Origin of the sequence: Cohnella boryungensis, assembly GCF_042651945.1 — a bacterium.
Lineage (GTDB): Bacteria > Bacillota > Bacilli > Paenibacillales > Paenibacillaceae > Cohnella > Cohnella boryungensis.
Genome location: NZ_JBHSED010000065.1, coordinates 187,526 through 206,864, shown reverse-complemented (window position 1 = coordinate 206,864; position 19,339 = coordinate 187,526). Strand labels below are relative to the sequence as shown.

Annotated in this window: 21 protein-coding genes; 17 read left to right on the top strand and 4 right to left on the bottom strand. The window is 41.5% G+C overall.

The genetic code is table 11. From position 1 onward, the window contains the following. Nucleotides 1-68 precede the first annotated feature (68 nt). A complete protein-coding gene (locus tag ACFO1S_RS24660; protein WP_204602362.1) occupies nt 69-599 on the top strand; it encodes a dihydrofolate reductase family protein in 531 nt (176 codons plus the stop codon). Between the two features lie 402 nt (nt 600-1,001). Here the strand turns inward: ACFO1S_RS24660 and ACFO1S_RS24655 are convergent, their stop codons facing one another. Together ACFO1S_RS24655 and ACFO1S_RS24650 are read right to left on the bottom strand one after the other, a co-directional pair. Beyond that, entirely contained in the window at nt 1,002-1,325 is a 324-nt protein-coding gene (locus tag ACFO1S_RS24655) for a hypothetical protein (RefSeq protein WP_204602364.1), read from the bottom strand. A gap of 64 nt (nt 1,326-1,389) precedes the next feature. Then, a complete protein-coding gene (locus ACFO1S_RS24650; protein WP_204602366.1) occupies nt 1,390-1,716 on the bottom strand; it encodes a DeoR family transcriptional regulator in 327 nt (108 codons plus the stop codon). Nucleotides 1,717-2,130: 414 nt separating this feature from the next. On the opposite strand from ACFO1S_RS24650, the gene ACFO1S_RS24645 reads away from it, so the two are divergent. From ACFO1S_RS24645 to ACFO1S_RS24625, 5 genes are all read left to right on the top strand, one after another. Further along, nucleotides 2,131-3,177, top strand: a complete 1,047-nt coding sequence (locus ACFO1S_RS24645) for a multicopper oxidase domain-containing protein (RefSeq protein ID WP_204602374.1) — start codon at nt 2,131-2,133, stop codon at nt 3,175-3,177. A gap of 15 nt (nt 3,178-3,192) precedes the next feature. Further along, on the top strand, nt 3,193-4,386 hold the full coding sequence (locus ACFO1S_RS24640) for a ZIP family metal transporter (protein ID WP_204602388.1): 1,194 nt from the start codon (nt 3,193-3,195) through the stop codon (nt 4,384-4,386). A gap of 31 nt (nt 4,387-4,417) precedes the next feature. Continuing rightward, nucleotides 4,418-4,591, top strand: coding sequence for a twin-arginine translocase TatA/TatE family subunit (tatA, locus tag ACFO1S_RS24635; RefSeq protein WP_204602390.1), 174 nt, complete (start codon nt 4,418-4,420; stop codon nt 4,589-4,591). Nucleotides 4,592-4,850: 259 nt separating this feature from the next. Beyond that, entirely contained in the window at nt 4,851-6,740 is a 1,890-nt protein-coding gene (locus tag ACFO1S_RS24630) for a copper resistance CopC/CopD family protein (protein ID WP_378127755.1), read from the top strand. Nucleotides 6,741-6,919: 179 nt separating this feature from the next. After that, nucleotides 6,920-7,639 (top strand): response regulator transcription factor, encoded by a 720-nt coding sequence (locus ACFO1S_RS24625; protein WP_204602394.1) that lies wholly within the window; start codon nt 6,920-6,922, stop codon nt 7,637-7,639. A 147-nt stretch (nt 7,640-7,786) separates the two neighbouring features. Here the strand turns inward: ACFO1S_RS24625 and ACFO1S_RS24620 are convergent, their stop codons facing one another. Next, entirely contained in the window at nt 7,787-9,907 is a 2,121-nt protein-coding gene (locus ACFO1S_RS24620; RefSeq protein WP_204602396.1) for a heavy metal translocating P-type ATPase, read from the bottom strand. Between the two features lie 575 nt (nt 9,908-10,482). Here ACFO1S_RS24620 and ACFO1S_RS24615 point away from each other — a divergent pair. From ACFO1S_RS24615 to ACFO1S_RS24605, 3 genes are read left to right on the top strand one after another with little or no spacing between them, the layout of a single operon-like run. Then, nucleotides 10,483-11,013 (top strand): redoxin domain-containing protein, encoded by a 531-nt coding sequence (locus ACFO1S_RS24615; protein WP_204602398.1) that lies wholly within the window; start codon nt 10,483-10,485, stop codon nt 11,011-11,013. Nucleotides 11,014-11,039: 26 nt separating this feature from the next. After that, nucleotides 11,040-11,750: a DsbA family protein gene (locus tag ACFO1S_RS24610; protein WP_204602400.1), complete on the top strand. Its 711-nt coding sequence runs from the start codon at nt 11,040-11,042 to the stop codon at nt 11,748-11,750. A gap of 2 nt (nt 11,751-11,752) precedes the next feature. Beyond that, nucleotides 11,753-12,178, top strand: coding sequence for a disulfide oxidoreductase (locus tag ACFO1S_RS24605; RefSeq protein ID WP_204602409.1), 426 nt, complete (start codon nt 11,753-11,755; stop codon nt 12,176-12,178). A 59-nt stretch (nt 12,179-12,237) separates the two neighbouring features. Here the strand turns inward: ACFO1S_RS24605 and ACFO1S_RS24600 are convergent, their stop codons facing one another. Next, nucleotides 12,238-12,735: a hypothetical protein gene (locus ACFO1S_RS24600; protein WP_204602410.1), complete on the bottom strand. Its 498-nt coding sequence runs from the start codon at nt 12,733-12,735 to the stop codon at nt 12,238-12,240. 207 nt (nt 12,736-12,942) lie between these two features. Here ACFO1S_RS24600 and qoxA point away from each other — a divergent pair, with 207 nt between their 5' ends. From qoxA to ACFO1S_RS24560, 8 genes are all read left to right on the top strand, one after another. Beyond that, nucleotides 12,943-13,884 (top strand): cytochrome aa3 quinol oxidase subunit II, encoded by a 942-nt coding sequence (qoxA, locus tag ACFO1S_RS24595; protein ID WP_204602411.1) that lies wholly within the window; start codon nt 12,943-12,945, stop codon nt 13,882-13,884. A 13-nt stretch (nt 13,885-13,897) separates the two neighbouring features. Beyond that, on the top strand, nt 13,898-15,838 hold the full coding sequence (gene qoxB, locus ACFO1S_RS24590) for a cytochrome aa3 quinol oxidase subunit I (RefSeq protein ID WP_204602412.1): 1,941 nt from the start codon (nt 13,898-13,900) through the stop codon (nt 15,836-15,838). Nucleotides 15,839-15,854: 16 nt separating this feature from the next. Continuing rightward, nucleotides 15,855-16,478, top strand: coding sequence for a cytochrome aa3 quinol oxidase subunit III (gene qoxC / locus ACFO1S_RS24585; RefSeq protein ID WP_204602413.1), 624 nt, complete (start codon nt 15,855-15,857; stop codon nt 16,476-16,478). Next, on the top strand, nt 16,471-16,782 hold the full coding sequence (gene qoxD, locus ACFO1S_RS24580) for a cytochrome aa3 quinol oxidase subunit IV (protein WP_204602414.1): 312 nt from the start codon (nt 16,471-16,473) through the stop codon (nt 16,780-16,782). The genes qoxC and qoxD overlap by 8 nt, the downstream gene beginning before the upstream one ends. Before the next feature lie 37 nt (nt 16,783-16,819). Then, nucleotides 16,820-17,245 (top strand): BlaI/MecI/CopY family transcriptional regulator, encoded by a 426-nt coding sequence (locus tag ACFO1S_RS24575; protein WP_204602415.1) that lies wholly within the window; start codon nt 16,820-16,822, stop codon nt 17,243-17,245. Further along, the gene (locus ACFO1S_RS24570; RefSeq protein WP_204602416.1) at nt 17,242-18,114 is read left to right on the top strand and encodes a M56 family metallopeptidase; all 873 of its coding nucleotides are present in this window, start codon (nt 17,242-17,244) and stop codon (nt 18,112-18,114) included. Before ACFO1S_RS24575 ends, ACFO1S_RS24570 begins: the two co-directional genes overlap by 4 nt. Nucleotides 18,115-18,238: 124 nt before the next feature. Next, a complete protein-coding gene (locus ACFO1S_RS24565; protein WP_378127750.1) occupies nt 18,239-18,715 on the top strand; it encodes a hypothetical protein in 477 nt (158 codons plus the stop codon). A gap of 123 nt (nt 18,716-18,838) precedes the next feature. After that, nucleotides 18,839-19,336, top strand: a complete 498-nt coding sequence (locus ACFO1S_RS24560; protein WP_204602418.1) for a C40 family peptidase — start codon at nt 18,839-18,841, stop codon at nt 19,334-19,336. Nucleotides 19,337-19,339 lie beyond the last annotated feature (3 nt).

The window sequence follows — 19,339 nt, the reverse complement described above, 5'->3', positions numbered from 1 at the left end:
TGATAAAATGTAGAACGTGTAATCCTGATGATGAATGTGCTAGAAAACCAGAGAGGAGAGTTAGTCGCATGGCAAAGATCGTTTTCGCATTGAACCAGTCTCTGGACGGGTTCGTCGACCACATGGCATTTCAGCCCGACCCCGTGCTATTCCGTCATTTCATCGACGACGTGCGCGGCCTAGCGGGTAGCCTGTATGGGCGTCGCATGTACGAGACCATGCGGTATTGGGACGAAGAGCATGATGAATGGGATGCGCCGGAACGGGAATACGCAGCGGCGTGGCAAAGCAAACCGAAGTGGGTGGTGTCGAGGACGTTAAAGTCCGTCGGTCCGAACGCTTCTCTGATCGAGGGGGAGCTCGAAGCGGCCATAAGTCGGCTGAAGGCTCAGTATGAAGGGGAGATTGAAGTTGCCGGGCCGGAGTTGGCGCACAGTCTAACGGAGTTGGGTCTCGTTGATGAGTATCGGCTCTATCTCCATCCAGTCGTGCTGGGTCACGGCAAGCCGTTCTTCGCCGGTCCTCGGCCGCCGCTGCGCCTCGTGGCAAGCGATCGAATTGGCGAGCAGGTGATCAGGTTGACCTACGTTCCAGCTTAGTTGTTCGGTCGGCCTATAGGGCACGTTACTATATAAGGGATTCTCCGGCTGTAGCGGCAGTCAGAGGATCCCTTATTTATGGGACAATGTTCTTGTCAACCGACAGGAACATTGTCGGAAAACAAGAACGTACATCGATAAGTAGTCGCTAATATCGCGGCTTTTTGGCGATTTCAAGTTGATTTTTTGTAGGAAAATGAATGTGTCCGATTCCCGATAAATATCAACCAGAACAGAAAGCCGGCAGTTGCGAAGTAATAACCCAATTTATATTTGAACCAGGGGCGAGACCTTTCGATGACGCTAATCCAATTGTAAAAGCTCGTTTTGCAAATGCTGGGGAGAAGTACAAAGGCGCCAGGTAGAGTTGACCTGGCGCCTTTGTTTTTAACGAGACAGCGTTTAAACGGGCTTGATTGTTACCGTAAAATTTTTATGTTGAGTTATGAGGGGGGCCACATTGCAAATATAGAAAGTATTAGAAGAAACATAGGATAACCGAGAGCCATTTCTGACACTAGAAAATTTCAATTCATCGTTGCCATTATTAATGTCGATTGCCATGCCGAACGTAATATCATTATTTAATACGCCGTCAACCGTTACCTCAATGTCCATTGAATGGCAGGAGCCAAACCATATTGTTGAGAAATTACCGCTTGCACGGCTCCTTTGATCTGCTAAGTCCGTAAAACTAGAAACTACGACTGCTATAGGCCTGCTCATCTTTATTCCTCCTAATTATCATCGATCTTTAATAGACAATGCTATTCATTCATTGAATCGCTATCTATTTACTCACATAAGGATTAATCGTAACCTTAAAATTTTTGTTCGGCGGACACTGTTTTACAATAATATATAGCGAATTGCTCTCTATATACGGTAATTCTGTGTTGTTCCGTACATTATCAGCTCTTACAGGGTCGCTGCCGCTCTTATCTTCCGCGATTTTGAAGACGATCGTATCATCAATCCGACCGTCGACCGTAACTTCCACGAGCATTTGGTGCGCACCTCCAAACCAAACAGTCGAGAAGTTGCCGCTCGAACGACTGCTTTGGCCTGCTAAAGGGCGTGGCTCCGATACAATAATTCCAATAGGTCTTTCTGCCATAAATAATCCTCCTAGTACTTGTGGTAATTACACTTCGAATGTATTCATTCAAGGTTTCGGATATTACAGAGCAGGTCGTAGGTGCTGCACGACCGATGTTTTGGTGAGCCGTAAGAGCAATCATAGAGAGATGGAAAGTTGATCCCATTTAATGAATGAATTGCATTGGAGATTAGAATCATGGAATAAAGGCGTTAATTTACACTCTGCTGGAGCATCACTTAAAAAGTTGTGTCTTATCACGCATCCAGGAAAACAATAATTTACATATTCCGTGAACCATCATATACTTATGTTGATCAACAATTTGCACTAGGTAAACATTTTGTCTCTTATCCATAATAATTTTCGGGAGAAATTATTTTGCGCAAGGAGAATATATTTTCCTCAAGAAAATAATGGAGGTCAAAGAATATGGCATTTGATCCGAAACGCCCTATATCGAGAAGAGAAGTTCTTAAGTGGGGAGCTATTGGAACATTGGGGGTAATTGGAGGCTCAATACTAAATCCTTCTACATGGTTTGGAAAGACTGCTAAAGCTATGGATAAGCATGAACTTCATTCCGTATTGAATAACCAGAAGCATAGCACGATGACTCACGGATACGACCCTGGAACAGAGAAGACTAAAGGCCTTGAGGCGGCTATAAATGCTCTAACCGATTTCGACTATGGCAAATTGAGTACCCGTGCGGATGGACGCACCGTTAGAGAGTATGAGCTTGTAGCAATGGATACGGAAGTGGAAATCGCCAAAGGGATTAAATTTTCAGGATGGGCATATAACGATACGATACCGGGACCAACGATTAGATGTACAGAAGGGGACATAGTCCGGATCAAATTCTGGAATGGTTCAAAGCATCCGCACTCGATTCACTTTCATGGTATACACCCTACGAATATGGACGGCATAGAACCCGTTCAATCCGGTACCGAGTTTGTTTACGAATTTGAAGCAAAACCTGCTGGGATGCACGTCTATCATTGCCATATTCCGCCGCTTGCTAAACATATACACAAAGGGCTGTACGGGAATTTTATTATCGATCCCAAGAAACCAAGGAGACCGGCACGGGAATTCAACATGGTCATGAATGGGTTCGATTTAGATCTTGATGGCGCCAATGAAGTGTACACCGTAAATGGTTATGCATTTGCATATCAAGCCTGGCCAATCGAAGTAAAAGTCGGCGAACTTGTACGTATTTATTTGAGTAATCTAACGGAATTTGATTTAATCAACTCGTTTCATCTCCATGCGAACATTTTTAATTATTACGAAGTCGGAGCGGACCCCGAAGCACGACCAACGGTTACGGATACCATCATGCAATGCCAAGGTCAACGCGGCATCTTAGAAGTCGTGTTTCCCGAGCCAGGAAAATATATGTTCCATGCTCATCAGAGCGAATTTGCGGAGCTTGGCTGGATGGGTTTCTTCGAAGCGAAGGTATAGAGGGGAGGACAAGACATGCAAGAAGAATTAAATAGGCGACCAATAAAACTGACTTCTCGTGCGTGGATTTGGGGAATCGCACCGCTAATCATTCTTGTATTGATCATTTATGTTTTGTCTAATGTAGGAACTGGAATAAAGGGAGACTCCGTTGCGCCGATTGAACAATTAAACATCGAGAAAATAATTCTAACCGATGAAGGATTTACAGTGAAGGTGCTTAACTCAGGGCCTGATACTGCTACGATCGCCCAGGTTATTGTTAATGATGCATTCTGGAACGCTACTTTTCATCCAAGTGCAACCCTAAGTCGTCTCGATCAGATCGAGATCAAGATCCCATATGGATGGGTTGAAGGAGATCCCTATACCCTGACTGTCATAACAACAAATGGTCTGATATTTTCCGGTGAGGTCCCTATTGCAGCCCTTACTCCTGTTCCCGATGCAAAACGATTTTCTCAATATGCATTAATCGGATTTTATGTAGGAGTAGTGCCTGTGGGATTAGGATTATTATGGTTCCCGTTCCTACGCAGATTTTCGCCCACAGGAATTCAAGGCGTACTAGCTCTTACAGTGGGACTGCTGTTTTTTCTCTTTATAGACACTTTTCAAGAGGGGCTTGAACTTGGAGCGGCGTCTCCTGGAATATTCCAAGGTGAAGGACTGGTATGGTTTGGCGCTCTATTGAGCTTCTTGTTCTTAGTAGCGTTAGATCAAGCGAGCGAACGCAAAAATAAAAGCAGTGGCAAGCAAGTGGCTTATAAAATCGCAGGAGGTATCGGTCTCCATAACCTTGGGGAGGGACTTGCAATCGGAGCAGCTTTTGCAACCGGAGAGGCAGCGCTTGGAACGTTTTTAATTATCGGATTTACGCTCCATAATATCACCGAGGGCGTTGGCATCGCATCGCCGCTTCTGAAGGAACGGCCTACTTGGAGAACGTTTTTGTCATTGGCGATCGTGGCCGGTTCTCCTGCAATTATCGGAACCTGGATTGGAGGATTCGTATTTAATGGTACGTTGGCAGCACTATTCTTCGGAATTGGTGCTGGCGCCATTGTTCAAGTGATTTATGTCATCAGTAAAATGATTATTAGTGAAGCCCAAAAAAGCGCTAGACCTGCAGTATCTTGGGTTAACCTGGCTAGTCTGACGCTAGGCATTGTGCTGATGTATGTTACTGCGTTGTTCGTAAGTATCTGAATTTAAAATAATCTAACACGAAGGGATCTTCATGCCATTAAACATAGGGTGGACCGGATTGTTGCTTTTGATTATAATCGCAATGCTAATATTTGGACCATCAAAGCTGCCTCAGCTAGGGAGGGCCATTGGTACGACTCTTAGGGAATTTAGATCGGGAACAAAAGACTTAATGGAAGACGATTCAAAAAATAAAAGTAATTAACTCGAACAAACAAAAATAAACCATCTGCATGCTTTATTGCCATGCAAATGGTTTATTTTTGTTTGTTGATGACATTGAAGGATTGTCAGTTTTTATTTCATAAGCAGCAGGAAATAGTATCAAATTCACGAATTATACTACGAACTGTAATATAATTAAGCGAGTTGTCGGGTGAGGACTTTATGTACCTAGACATCATCATTAAATAGGTGGATTCTAACTTTTTTAATATTTAGGATAAAGTTGAGGGGGATTTAGTGTGCTAAAGCGCATACTTCTATTGTTTATTTTTTTAATGACGGTCATTCCAGCACTATCGGTAAGCGCACATTCGCCAATTGAAAATCGAAGCCCGAATGTAAATGAGGTTCTGGAGTTCGTGCCGGCGACGATAGAATTATATTTTAAAGACCCTGTACAGATTCATCGCAGCTCAGTTATTGTGCGCAATGAAAAACAAGATGAAGTACAAGTTGGAAACCCGCAAATAGACCCAAATGACAATCGACATCTATCTGTCTCACTCCAAGATAATTTACAGTCAGGAACGTATTCAGTGGATATCGATGTGGTTTCTCTAGACGGTCATGCTCTTAGAGAAAAATACCAATTTGAAATTAAGCTTACGCTTACCACTCCGGAAGAGAGATTTAAGCGATTATTATTGGAACGCACTTTCCCTGAAGATGGAAGTATTACTGAGAGTTCTCCTGAAACAATAAAGTTATGGTATAACGAAACGGTTGAACTTGATCTGGCTTTACTAAATGATAAAGATCGAATAGTAGAAACCGACTTGCCTATTTCGGATCAGAAAACCCCTGGTCATTATGTGCTTAAACTAAAGGAAAAATTATCTCCGGGTACTTATACACTCTTGGCCTACCCGCGAATTGGCAATAACGTTAAAGTGGATACTATTTATTTTGCCGTTGAAGAAATGACAGAAGTAACCTCAATAAATACATACTCGCGAGATACCTTATGGAATCAAATAGGCAATTTGCAAATCACGCATTGGATTGTTTATGTAGGACTCCTCTCGCTTCTTGGAGGGAATTGGTTCCACAGAGTAATTGCCAAGAAAAGCGGTGATATTAAATCTTGGAACATCTTGTCGTGCATTCTATATGCCTTCAGCATAATTGGCCTATTATTAGAATTACGGCTATCTCGACTTGAGTATGCTGATGTTGTTTTTCGTGATTTTCTTCGATTCAATTTTGTAGAGGTAACATTACTTCAAGTTTCCTTTGTGATCATCGGTTTGATCGTGAAGCCCATCCGTTTGTATGCACTGTTATTAGCGGTTCTAGGTCTGGCTTTCAATGGTCATTCAGTTGATCCAAGTTACGGTGGGGCTTGGTCAACTGTTCTAGATAGTATCCACCTTCTTGGCGCTGCGATTTGGATTGGCGGATTAATCGGCTTAATGCTAATGATACCGAAAGAAGAACCCACTTCCTGGCTCAGAAAGGCAGGAGAATCATTCTCAAAATGGGCATTCATCAGTTTCTTTGTCCTTGCGCTCTCTGGTGTGGTTTTGACTCTAGTTTATGTTCCTACTTTTAGTATATCCAGCTTAATAACCAGCTTCTGGGGACAAATGTTATCCGTAAAAATCATATTATCATTTATGATATTGATCATTGCGATTTGGCAACGAGCGATACTAAAGCGAAAGCTAGAGAAGTTAGCATTAAGTTTTCAAAGAAACTTAAAAATTGAATTATGGATAGCAATAGTTGTTTTGTTAGCAGCAGGCATTCTCGTTGATTTTGCTCCAAGAGAAGCTGTTCGCGGTTTTTCCCCAAAGATACAAACTATAAATGGATTGACTGCAAATATAGAAGTAAAACCAATCGTAGCCGGCGGTAATGTCATCACGATTCGATTGAACGAAGATAATGACATACAAAAGGTGAAAGCTCGCATATTTACTTCTTTGGGTGGGGGAGAGGCTAATACTGCTTTTAAGATCGAAAAGGGAGTCTACAAACTAACTGGAAACCTGTTCCATACCGCAGGCGAGTATAAACTGGAAGTTCAGGCCATAAAGAAGAATGGAAGCGCCATAACCTTTGCTCCTTTTACGATTAAAGTTCCTGGAATCATGCCAAATGAAATAGAGTTTGAAAATGAAGGATAAAGTCTGTCCCATAGAAGACACCAAACAGAACAAAAAAGAACAATGAACGTTTGTCATAAGAATGCCTTATAATACTATCGTTCGTAGTATAAAATCGGTGTAGAATAATAAATGAGTCGAGTTAATCGGTACATTCGAATCTTATCGCATAAATAAGGAGTTCAAGAGGAGGTTCTCTCATGAACGAGCAAATTCACCGAATATTAATTGTTGATGATGATGAACATATCCGTCGGTTATTACGTTTATATTTGACGAATGCGGGCTACTATATCGATGAAGCAGAAGATGGGGAAATCGCGCTTCAAAAGATTGTTCAGAATTATTATGACCTAATTATTTTAGACCTCATGCTACCAGGAGTAGATGGTATTGAAGTATGTACGCGCTTGCGCAGGATAAAAACAACACCCGTAATCATCCTTTCAGCCAAAGCAGATGAATCCTTCCGATTACAAGGATTTGATGTTGGCGCAGATGACTACGTCTCTAAACCCTTCAGTCCACGCGAAGTGATTGTTCGGGTCAGAGCTATTCTACAGCGTATTTCTACGTTCTCGATTAATGTGTCTCAACAAAGAAAACATACCAATAAAATAGTGCTTCCGGAAATCATACTCGACTACGATGCACGAACAGTCACTGTGCGCGGAGCAGAGATTTTCCTTACGCAGAAAGAATATGATCTATTGTATTTTTTGGCGAAATTTTCGGATAAAGTTTTTTCCAGAGAGTCGCTGCTAAAGGAAGTCTGGAACTTTGAGTTTTTAGGGGATTTAAGAACCGTCGACACGCATATAAAACGACTAAGACAGAAGCTGCATCCCGTATCGACGAAAGCGGCTGCCATGATTACTACGGTATGGGGAGTTGGATATAAACTTACAGTGAAAGAATAATGGAAATAATTAGCGAACAGAGTGCGACAAGTCATTCATGCTTTCTCATAAGAATAGGTCATGTGAATATTCGTCTTGTTGTTTTACTTGTAATTAAAATCCCTTGGCTTTATCTTAACGGATAAGGCCAAGGGATTTTAATTAAGGCTAGGATATGGTTTTTCGTTCAATAAGAATAGTCAAACTCACCAATGTAACGAAAATGGTTGCTCCCATATCGGAAAGAATCGCCACCCATAAAGTCAACCATTCAGGTATCGTTAAAAGCAGCGCAAGAAGCTTTAATCCCATCGAGATAGCGATATTGAAACGGATGATACGATTCACGCGTTTCCCGATCTTTATCGCTGACGGCAGCTTCCCAAGGTGATCCTGCATCAATACAACATCTGCAGTTTCGATCGCGCTATCCGTTCCCTTGCCCATAGCTATTCCGATCTGCGCGGATGCAAGGGCGGGGGCATCATTAATTCCATCACCGATCATGCCTACAGTGCCATGATCGGCCAGGTATTTTACTTTGGCAACCTTGTCCTCTGGGAGCAGGTTGCCGTAATACTCCGTTACACCAACTGCCTTGGCCACTTTTTCAGCCGTTTTCTGATGATCTCCAGTAAGCATAACGGTTCGATGTATTCCGCTTCGATGCAATGCCGCGATAACCGATCTGCTTTCCTCACGGATTTCATCGGAAATTCCGAACATCCCCAATATTTTTTTCTTATCGGCCACAAGGACCAAGGTAAGTCCGATTTCCTTCAGATTCTCAATGGTGTTCTGAATATCCGTGGGTATCGAGAGATGAGCCATGCTTTTCTCATTTCCTAACCAGTACCTCGCGCCTTCGTAAGAAGCGGTAATGCCTTGCCCGGAAACGGCTTGAATATCTTCGGCATCCTGGATTGGAAGCCCCGTTTTGGACACTTCCTTCATGATTGCTTTAGCGAGCGGATGCGAGGATGATTTTTCGATTGCTCCAGCGATCGTTAAGAAATTGGCTTCGTCATAAACAACGGTCTTCTCAACGAAAGGCTCACCTTTTGTTAATGTCCCCGTCTTATCGAAGGCGATTGTGTCAAGTTTACCTAGTTGTTCTAGAAATACACCGCCTTTGACCAAGATGCCATTACGGGCATTTCTCGTAATTCCGGATACTATGGCAATCGGCGAGGAGAGGATGAGTGCACATGGACAACCGACAATAAGTACGGCAAGCCCTTGGTACAACCATTCTGTCCAGTCTCCTCCCAGGAATAGGGGAGGGATGACGATGACAAGCAAAGCCACGATCATGATAAGCGGCGTATAGTATTTTGCGAATTTATTAATAAAGAGTTCGGTTGGTGTTTTCGTTTCTTGAGCTTCCTGAACCAAGTGAAGTATCTTTGCTAGCGAGGAGTCCTCGTATGCCTTCTCAATTCGAATTTGCAGAACGCCTTCATTGTTGATACTCCCTCCAAATACGGGTTCTCCTTCCGCTTTTTCTACTGGGAGGGATTCCCCCGTAATTGCGGCTTCATTAACGGAACTCCTACCCGAAAGCACGGAACCGTCAGATGGAATTTTCTCACCCGGTTTAACGACAACAGTATCTCCAACTTGAAGAGAAGCGATTGGAACGATGCTCTCTTTGCCATTATCGATTTTAGTTGCTTCTTTAGGGGCAACTTGAAGGAGTGTCTCCATAGAACGTCGAGCTTTTTCCATTCCGAGTCCTTCAAGTAACTCGTTGAGGCCAAATAAGATGGCTACAAGGGTGGCTTCTTTCCATTCACCGATGGCAATCGCGCCAATTAGTGCGATGGTCATTAGCGTGTCGATATTGAATTTGAGTTTAGATAAATTTTTAAGCCCTTTCCAAAAAGTGACGTATCCACTTAAAGCCGTGGCAATTAAGTACATCGAGATGACTACAATATTTGGAGATTGGCCATCCATGAATATCGCACCTAAGTAAATGACGGTAGATGCAACGAGTAAACCGATCATCTTTTTATTGCCTTGACTATGAGCATGATCGTGGTCATCGTGGTCGTGAGCATGACCATGTTCGCCAGCGGACGAATCCGTATTCGGTATCTCAATAAATGCGCGATCGGATTTCAAGATCGCCTTAACTATGTCCAGGGGTACGCGTTCATCCAGAGTAAGCTTTCCACTGTTAAAGCTCAGCGTAGCCGTTTCCCCATGCTCTAATTGACGAATTTCATGTTCAAGAGACTGCGCACAGTTCCCGCAGGACAAGCCTTTGACTCGGTATTCAACCATATGCATGACCTCCATGCTCGAAAACAAATGAGTATTTGCTCATATATTATTCTTAACAACCGATAATGTCAACAATTATTGAGCATTCATTCATATGTTTTCTTGAAATATGTGTTATTATTCACCATGCTTTTACGAAAGGACACTCTTTCAAGAGTGTCTTTTTATTGACAAGACCAATGAATAGTTGAAGATATGAATACATTAAGATTGACCCGACTATTCGCCCATATTAAACTATAGTTTGTAGTATATATGCCGGATGGGGAGGGGATTTTATGTTTGAAATGGTCGTTTTTTTTGTGGCGATCGCTATTGTCGCATTGATATTTGTCCTTGTTATTCCGAAGATCTCAAATCAAACACTGACTAAGAACTCAGATGAGGAATAATGCGAGAGATTACCCGATCATATCCATGGCCTCCTACATTCAAACTACAATTCTCATTGACGGCCTTATTTCATTGACTTCCCATCGTAATAATATTCAATGCGGCTGACATTTTTATTGTTTGCAGAACCATTCTTCTCTTCATAAGCTTATGGAGCAGGATAAAGGGAGAAAGACCTCGGAATGAATAAACAAAAGACAAAAAGAAAAGTGCAGTATGTAATTCTCTTTTGCGTCCTCATTATTGGAGGATTGGCTATCGGCAATACTTTTAAGTCTTCCAGTGTGGTATTAAAGAAAGAAGATGTGCCGCCCGAGTTTTCACTGTTAGGTATAGATGATCAAGTGTATAAGCTGTCGGATTACAAGGGGAAAGCAGTGGTTATCAATTTTTGGGGGACCTTTTGTCCTCCATGCGTAAAAGAAATGCCGGAATTTCAAAGGCAATCCGAAAAATGGAAAGATGAACCTTTTAAGATTATAGCCATTAATTTAAGTGAAGATAAAATAGCAGTTAGCAATTTTGTGAATCGTTTTAACCTTGATTTTACGATTCTCCGGGATCAGAATCGTAAAGTAGAACGACTGTATAAGCTCAAATCCTATCCCACAACATTTTTCGTAAAGCCGAACGGGAAGATTATGGATATTTTTGTTGGCGGTATGACTGAAGAAGACATAGATATACGCATCCGAAAATTATTAGGTAAATAAATGTCAGTTACTAAGGGGAATGTGAAATGTCCAACAAAAAAAAGAATCCCAAGTCGACTCTAAAGAAAAAAAATCCCGGAAAGGCATTGGTTCTATATACTGCAGTAATCCTTATTTTATTAATCGCTTTATTTATTCTCAATAGAGCAGGCACGGAGAATAAGCAGGATCTGACTCGAGTGGCTGAACAACCCTCCATCGTTAATCAACCCGTTATTGGTAAAGAAGACGCTAAAGTTACGCTAATAGAGTTTGGAGATTATAAATGCCCTTCTTGTAAGAAGTGGAGTCAGGAATATTATCCTCTACTAAAAACGCAGTATATCGATACCGGAAAAGTGAAACTTGTATTCATCAATACGCTTTTCCATGGCAATGAATCCGAACTTGGCGCATTAGCAGGAGAGGCTATTTATTCTCAAAACAAGGACTCCTTCTGGGCATTTAATGAAGCTATGTTCAATGCACAGCCTGCAGTAAACCATGATAATCTATGGATTACGGAGGAAAAAATTCTAGAACTTGCTGAAGCCATTACTCCACGAATTGATGTGCAGAAACTGAAGGAAGACTTGAGTAATCGAGAGACGTTACCACAAGTTGAAATTGATAATTCGCTGGTGACTAATTATAGTATTACGCAAACGCCTACGATTATGATAAATGGCATAAAGATTGCTAATCCATTCGACATGGAATCAATCAAATCTGTTATTGACAAGGAGCTGGGAGCATAAAGATGAACTTGAGAACTATTGCTCCTCATTACCTACTATATTTCGCATGGATAGTATCTATCGTGGCGACGTTAGGCAGTTTGTATTTCAGCGAAGTTCGTGCGTATATTCCCTGCGAGCTCTGCTGGTTTCAACGAATTTTTATGTATCCGTTAAGCATTCTACTTGGAATAGCTGCGTATCACAGCGAGGCTTCGATGAAAAAGTATATTCTGCCTTTATCCATTGTCGGAGGATCTATTTCCTTATACCATTATATGCTTCAAAAAGTGCCTGGATTTGAAGGTATAAAGCCTTGTACAAACGGGGTTCCATGCAATTTGGATTATATTAATTGGTTAGGTTTTATTACGATTCCATTTTTGGCGTTGATTGCATTCTTACTTATTACTATAATGATGTTTTTAGTTAGGCAGACAAAAAAGTAGCTTAAGAATGATGAATGAAGCGCTGCTCGCTTCCGCTGGCGGAAGATGTGCAGCGCTTTTCACTGGATGAACACGATGAGAGCGCCTGATCCGCTGACTGCCGCTGAAAGACCCGTATTGGCCAGAAAACCTCTAAAATGAAATGCAACTCCCACATATTCTTTCCTACCAACCAGATCTGATAATGCCAGGATCTTTGGAGTCAAGTATCCGATAAACAACCTATTCACTAGTAAGAAATCAATTAGATTATAAATCGCATAAATGACTAATAAATGAAATGCTGCATCCCAATAGTTCATTTTTCCATCACCAATATAACGCAGCACAAAAAGAGATAGAAATGGAAGCAGCAATAAAATCGAATAGTAGGGGATGGAAAGGAGAATATCATATTTACGTTCCGATTTTGTTTTTTTAGGTGTTCGTTTTTGGATTGATGGAGGAAATCGATGCAACATTAACCTTGGATTTAGGCAGAGAACACCTACAACAATAAGGGCAAGCGTGAGGGATAAACCAAAACCTAAAATAATTGTAAAGTACATATTCATCATAGTCCCGATCTCCTTAGAAGTTTAAATTGCTTATTGAATTCCACGGATATAATTGTACGTTCTATGTAAAAAGTGTGTTCTACCATTGAATAAATGGTGAATGAAATATGACACTTGATTATTATACTACAATTAATAGTTTAATGTGTGTATGATGCTAATGAATCGTTCAATGGTCTATAGATTTTCTTATGGGAGTGTGGGCAAATGCTTAAGCGGTTGAAGCCAATTGCATTATTGGGGCTTCTCATGTCGATCTTTGTGTTATCTGGATGCGAGTATGTCGTACTAGATTCCAAAGGACCTGTCGCTCAGATTCAAAAGGATCTTATTTTATTCTCAATCTTCTTTATGTTGTTGATCGTGGTTGTAGTCTATCTGCTATTCCTTTTTATTGTCGTGAGGTACAGGGAAAGAAAAGAAACGCAGGATTATGAACCGCCAGAGCAGGAAGGAAGCAAACGTCTCGAAACCTTATGGACAGTTATACCGATCCTTATCGTTATTGCTTTGGCTATACCTACTGTAAAGGCCATTTATGCGCTAGAGAGGCCGCCTAAGGGTTCCGAACAAGTGCCGCCTCTCGTTATTCATGCGACGTCTGTCGATTGGAAGTGGATATTTAGTTATCCGGAACAAAACATAGAAACGATAAACCATCTCGTGATTCCAGAAGATCGTGCTATTTTATTCAAATTGACATCGGCGGATTCTATGGCATCGTTCTGGATCCCCGCACTTGGCGGTCAAAAATACGCCATGGCAGGCATGCAAACGGAACTGTATTTACAGGCCGATGCTGCAGGAACCTATGAAGGGCGGAACGCAAATTTTACTGGAGAAGGCTTTACGGAACAACAATTCAAGGTCACGTCTATGATAACAGAAGAATTTGATAACTGGGTGCTTCAAACGCAATCGACCGCTAGCAAGCTTACTAGAGAGAAGTACGATCAGTTAATGCTTCAAGGGCATTCCCCGGAATTGACCTTCTCCTCGACCCATCTAGAATGGGTTAACCATGTCAACGACCCTGAATATGCATTACGAGTCCGAGAGAAAGAAGGGCTATTACCCCAAGGTACAGTGGATTCAACTGCACCTGAAGGAAAGCAAACACCAAATTATCATTCAGGTTCACACAAATAAGGGGGAGACATACATGAAATGGGATGAGTTTTTTGTAACGGGCGATCCTTTAATCTATGGCGCAGACGTATCGATCGTTCTTACTTTTGCGACACTTGTATTCGCACTGACCTACTTTAAGAAATGGGGTTGGCTGTGGCGGGAGTGGATAACGACCGTAGATCATAAAAAAATCGGGATCATGTACTTGATTTCAGCCATTATGATGTTATTTCGAGGCGGCGTAGACGCCTTGCTGATGCGTACGCAATTGGCAGCTCCGAATGCCGAATTCCTAAATGCGGATCATTATAATCAAATCTTTACGACACATGGCACGATCATGATTATCTTTATGGCCATGCCGTTCTTAATCGGAATTATTAACATTGTCGTACCGCTGCAAATCGGAGCGCGTGACGTTGCTTATCCGTACTTAAATGCCGTAAGCTTCTGGACGTTTTTTATGGGGGCAATGCTCTTTAATATTTCGTTTGTAATCGGAGGTTCGCCGGAAGCTGGATGGACAAGCTACATGCCTCTTGCGAGCAACGAATTAAGTCCAGGACCGGGACAAAATTATTACATTCTTGGCTTGCAGATTTCGGGGATAGGCACACTATTAACCGGAATCAACTTTATTGTGACGATATTCAAATTGCGCGCGCCGGGTATGAGTCTGCTACGCATGCCGATGTTCACTTGGTCTTCTCTTGTCACAAGCGTCATTATCGTTTTCGCGTTTCCAATTCTTACAGTAGCCTTAGCCTTGATGATGTTCGACAGATTATTCGGAAGCCATTTTTTCACGTTAGCCGGCGAAGGGATGGATATGCTTTGGGTTAATCTATTCTGGCTATGGGGTCATCCCGAAGTGTATATTGTTATACTTCCCGCCTTTGGAATCTTTTCGGAAATTATTAGTACATTTTCGCGAAAAAACCTGTTCGGCTATAAAGCGATGGTATTCTCCATGGTTATCATTGCTGGATTAAGTTTTATCGTTTGGGTCCACCACTTCTTTACGATGGGATCCGGCGCGTTTGTCAATTCAGTCTTTTCCATTACCACGATGGCGATAGGGATTCCGACTGGAGTAAAAATCTTTAATTGGCTGCTTACAATGTATAAGGGAAGAATCAAGTTTACAACTCCGATGCTTTGGACACTTGGTTTCATCGTGAATTTCGTTATCGGAGGCGTCACCGGAGTCATGTTATCGATGGCAGCTGCGGATTATCAATATCACAATACCTACTTCTTGGTCGCTCATTTCCATTATGTATTGATAGCAGGGACAGTATTCGCTTGTTTCGCAGGCCTCCACTACTGGTATCCCAAAATGTTCGGTCACAGGCTTAATGAAAAGATCGGAAAATGGTGTTTCTGGCTGTTTACGATCGGTTTTAATATTTGTTTTATGCCGATGTACTTCCTTGGCCTTGCCGGCATGCCGCGCAGAGTGTATACCTACACAGCCGGGAGCGGATGGTTCAGTTTGAATTTTATCGCGACAATCGGTGCTTTCTTGATGGGGTTTGCATTTATTCTACTTATTTATAACATTTACTACAGCTTGCGTTATGAAAAACGAGAATTGTCCGGAGATCCATGGGATGGAAGAACCTTGGAATGGGCAACCAAAGATGCGATACCGCCTCACTATAACTTTGCCGTTCTTCCCAACGTAACGGGATTAGATGCATTTTGGAAAATGAAGAAAGATGGACACCCGGGTACAACCGAACCTGCTGAAGCGATTGTTCCCATTCATATGCCGAGCAATTCCGGGAAACCCTTTATCATGTCGTTATTCTTTTTTATTAGCGGATTTGGATTTGTGTTTGAATGGTATGGAATGGCCATTGCAGGCCTTGTAGGTGTGTTTGTCATCCTCATTCTCCGTTCATTAGATCAAGATAAAGGGTACTATGTCAGCGTGGATGAGATCGAATGCGATCTCGGAAAAAAGTAAATGGAGGGTTTAGGGTATGGGGAATGCGCATCAGCAATTGGATGAGCGGTTACCGTTAGAATATAGATCCGAAACGGGAAGGCTCAATATTCTTGGATTTTGGATTTTCCTGGGCGCAGAGATCGCATTGTTTGCAACCTTATTTGCAACCTATGCGGTTCTGACCGGGAGAACAGCCGGGGGGCCAACGCCGCAAGAGCTATTTGAATTAAAAGGCGTTGTGATTCAAACTTTGCTTTTGTTAACGAGCAGCTTTACTTGCGGTTTAGCCATACACCAGATGCGCAGGGGACAGCTTCGAAAGCTGTATTTTTGGCTTGGCGTTACGGTACTCCTAGGCGTTGGCTTCCTCGGACTGGAAATCTATGAATTTGTTCAATACATTCATGAGGGCGCAAACATCGGAACGAGTGCCTTTTGGTCTGCTTTTTTTGTACTTGCGGGGACTCATGGGGCCCATGTGACGTTTGGAATTGGCTGGATCTTGCTTATCCTTTTTCAACTTGCCAAATGGGGGTTGACGCCTGAGACCTCGGCCAAGGTATTCATTGCGAGTTTGTATTGGCACTTCCTTGATGTCGTTTGGATTTTTATCTTTACAAGCGTTTATTTATCCAGGATGGTGATGAATCATGGTTAAGCCGGAAACAAGCCCAATCCCGCATAGGCAGTTTCCCTGGAAGCATCTATTAGGATATCTGTTCTCCATTGTTCTAACGTTTATATCGATTTGGGTAGCTTTTGATTCTGGTCTGCCATTGAATATCATCATGATTGTGATTTACATCTTCGCGTTCCTTCAAGCTGTTTTACAGCTTCTGATGTTCATGCATATGACAGAAATGCAGGCCAAAATACAAACCGGGACAATGTTGTTTGCATTATTCATTGCTATAACCGTAGTTGCCGGATCGGTATGGGTTATGTCATCTGGACATTCGTGATAAAATAAAGAAACGAGGGCAAAGGAGGACAGCGGTCGTGAAAGTAAAAAAAATCAACTTAAACGAAGAAGGGCTTCATCGATTTTTCGGTTCTCTTGAAGTGAGAATCATGGAAGCCTTGTGGGAAAAAAATAAACTGACAATCAAGCAAATGCACGAGATTCTGAATAAGGAAGATCCCATTTCGCTCAATGCGGTCATGACAGTGATGATACGTTTGGCCGAAAAGGGACATTTGCATAAAGAATCCACCGGAAACAGCAGAAATAGAATCACCTTCTTCTCTCCGATTCAGAATAAAGAACAGTTTATACGTGAACAGACTAAGGCTGTAACCGATGTGCTTGTTGAAGACTTCGGTTCGCTTATGGTCAGTCATCTTATTGATAACCTGGATAAAGCCGATGCCCAACTGATTGAACGGATAGAGGAAAAACTGAACGAAATAAAAAGCAAATCATGAGAACTGCAGGATTTCATATGCCGCGTCAACCTAAAATCGCATTAATCTGGATACTATCCATTGGGGCATGGGTAGCTATCCAAATGAGCTATATCCTAGTTCATCAACTGAGCGACGTACCATTGGAATTGAATTTATTACATGTTTTTTTATCCGTAATCGACGATACGTTTACAAATCATATTCTGTGGGAACTTTCATTAAATGCAATACTGCTTTTTTCTTGTCTAGTTTTGTGTAAACATTTAATTCAACAAGCCAAATTATATAGGCAATGGAATAGTTATCTCTTATCCAAGAAGAACAATGAGATGACTAAAAAACTGACAGAGATCCTTAATCACGAATCTCTTAGAATTGAAGTCGTTTCCGAACCCAAACTGATGGCTATGACAATCGGCTTTTGGAAACCTAGAATCATCCTATCAAGCGGTATGATGAATCGATTTAGTAAAGATGAATTAGGTGCAATCGTTTATCACGAATTATATCATTATAAGCATCGACATCCACTACAACACTTTGTTTTAACTATCATAGCGGAATGTTTGGCTTTTCTTCCGATCGTAAAAGGATTAGTTCAGTATTATAAAGTTTGGATGGAATTGCTTGCTGATCGATACGCAATATATCGTGCTGGAAGCGAATATCACTTGGCGCAAGTTTTAATCACGATTCTAAGAAGCGAAAAAAGTTATAAATACGCTCATGGGGTGCATCTAGCCAAAGAATCGGTAAATTATCGGTTACAGCAATTATTAGACCCCCACTCCTCCGTTCACATGCCTATATTTGAATGGAAATCTTTATTACCTTCTACGATTGTCTTGATTTTCATGTTGGTTATCATTATTCTGGGCTGCATTTAATTGACTGAGGATGGATTATAAGCAGATCCATCCTCAATCCTATGTCGAGTTTTCAGCTGACAATTAATACTATAATCTGTAGTTTTATTATGCGTATACGTTAAATTGGAGGGTAGGGATTGTAATGAGGAAAATGATTGCAGGCAAAAATTCATTCAAACTTATGTTAGGTGCATTCATACTAATGATTGTAATATTAATCGTATTTAACATGATTAACAAAAATAAAGCGTTAAATTTTGAGTCCATTAGTTGGCACCAAATGGGTGAGAGGGCTCATATGTCCTTTCGCATTCATCCTGGTTCTCCCGATCAAAACTTCAAATTAGATGTATGGCTACCTACTGGAGAAGGGAAACCTAGCCAAGTTTCCGTTCGATTAAAAGAGTTGAAGGAAACAGCGTCCGAAATGGTTCTGCCCATGACTTATTTAAATGGAGGAGCGGATCCGTACGGGTTTGAAGGGTTTGATAAGTACACCTATTCTGCAAAGGAAACCTTGTTTAAGATGTATGGAGAATGGCGCGTCAATATCCAGATAACGGATGCCGATGATCAGGTTTTTAACTATGAGAAAGAAATCTTAATATCCAAAAGATAAAAGGATGAAAAGATTCTAATCTTCGAAGAGCAGGATTTATGAAACGAGAATGGAATTATACTACGCAATGTAATTTAATTGTTTATTTTAGCGATGTTGGTCTAAAGGAGCGAAGAATGTAATATGAAAAAATTTGTTGTCTTATTATCTGGTTTGGTTTTGTTGTTTTCAGGTATTGGAACTGCTTATGCAAACGACACAAAACTGAATGTTGCGATTGACGAAGTCATGGGAACCCCGTATAAATATGGGGGTACGACCTCCGAAGGATTCGACTGCTCGGGATTTATCCTGCATATTTTTAATCAATTTAATTTGAAACTTCCACGCACTTCCAAAGATCAGTCTGAAACCGGAGTAAAAGTCAATAAATCTGATCTTATTCCCGGCGATCTTGTCTTTTTCAATACAAGCGGAAAGGGTATCTCGCACGCTGGTATCTATATTGGTGATGGAAAATTTGCGCATTCCGCCAGCAGCAAGGGAGTCAGTATTAGCAAACTATCCGATTCCTATTACGAAAAGAGATATGTAACGGCCAGAAGAGTTACAGCTGTAGAGAATTACGAAGAATTGATGGAAGAAGCTCATAAAAAAGGGAATGCCCAAAGTACAATTTGAATT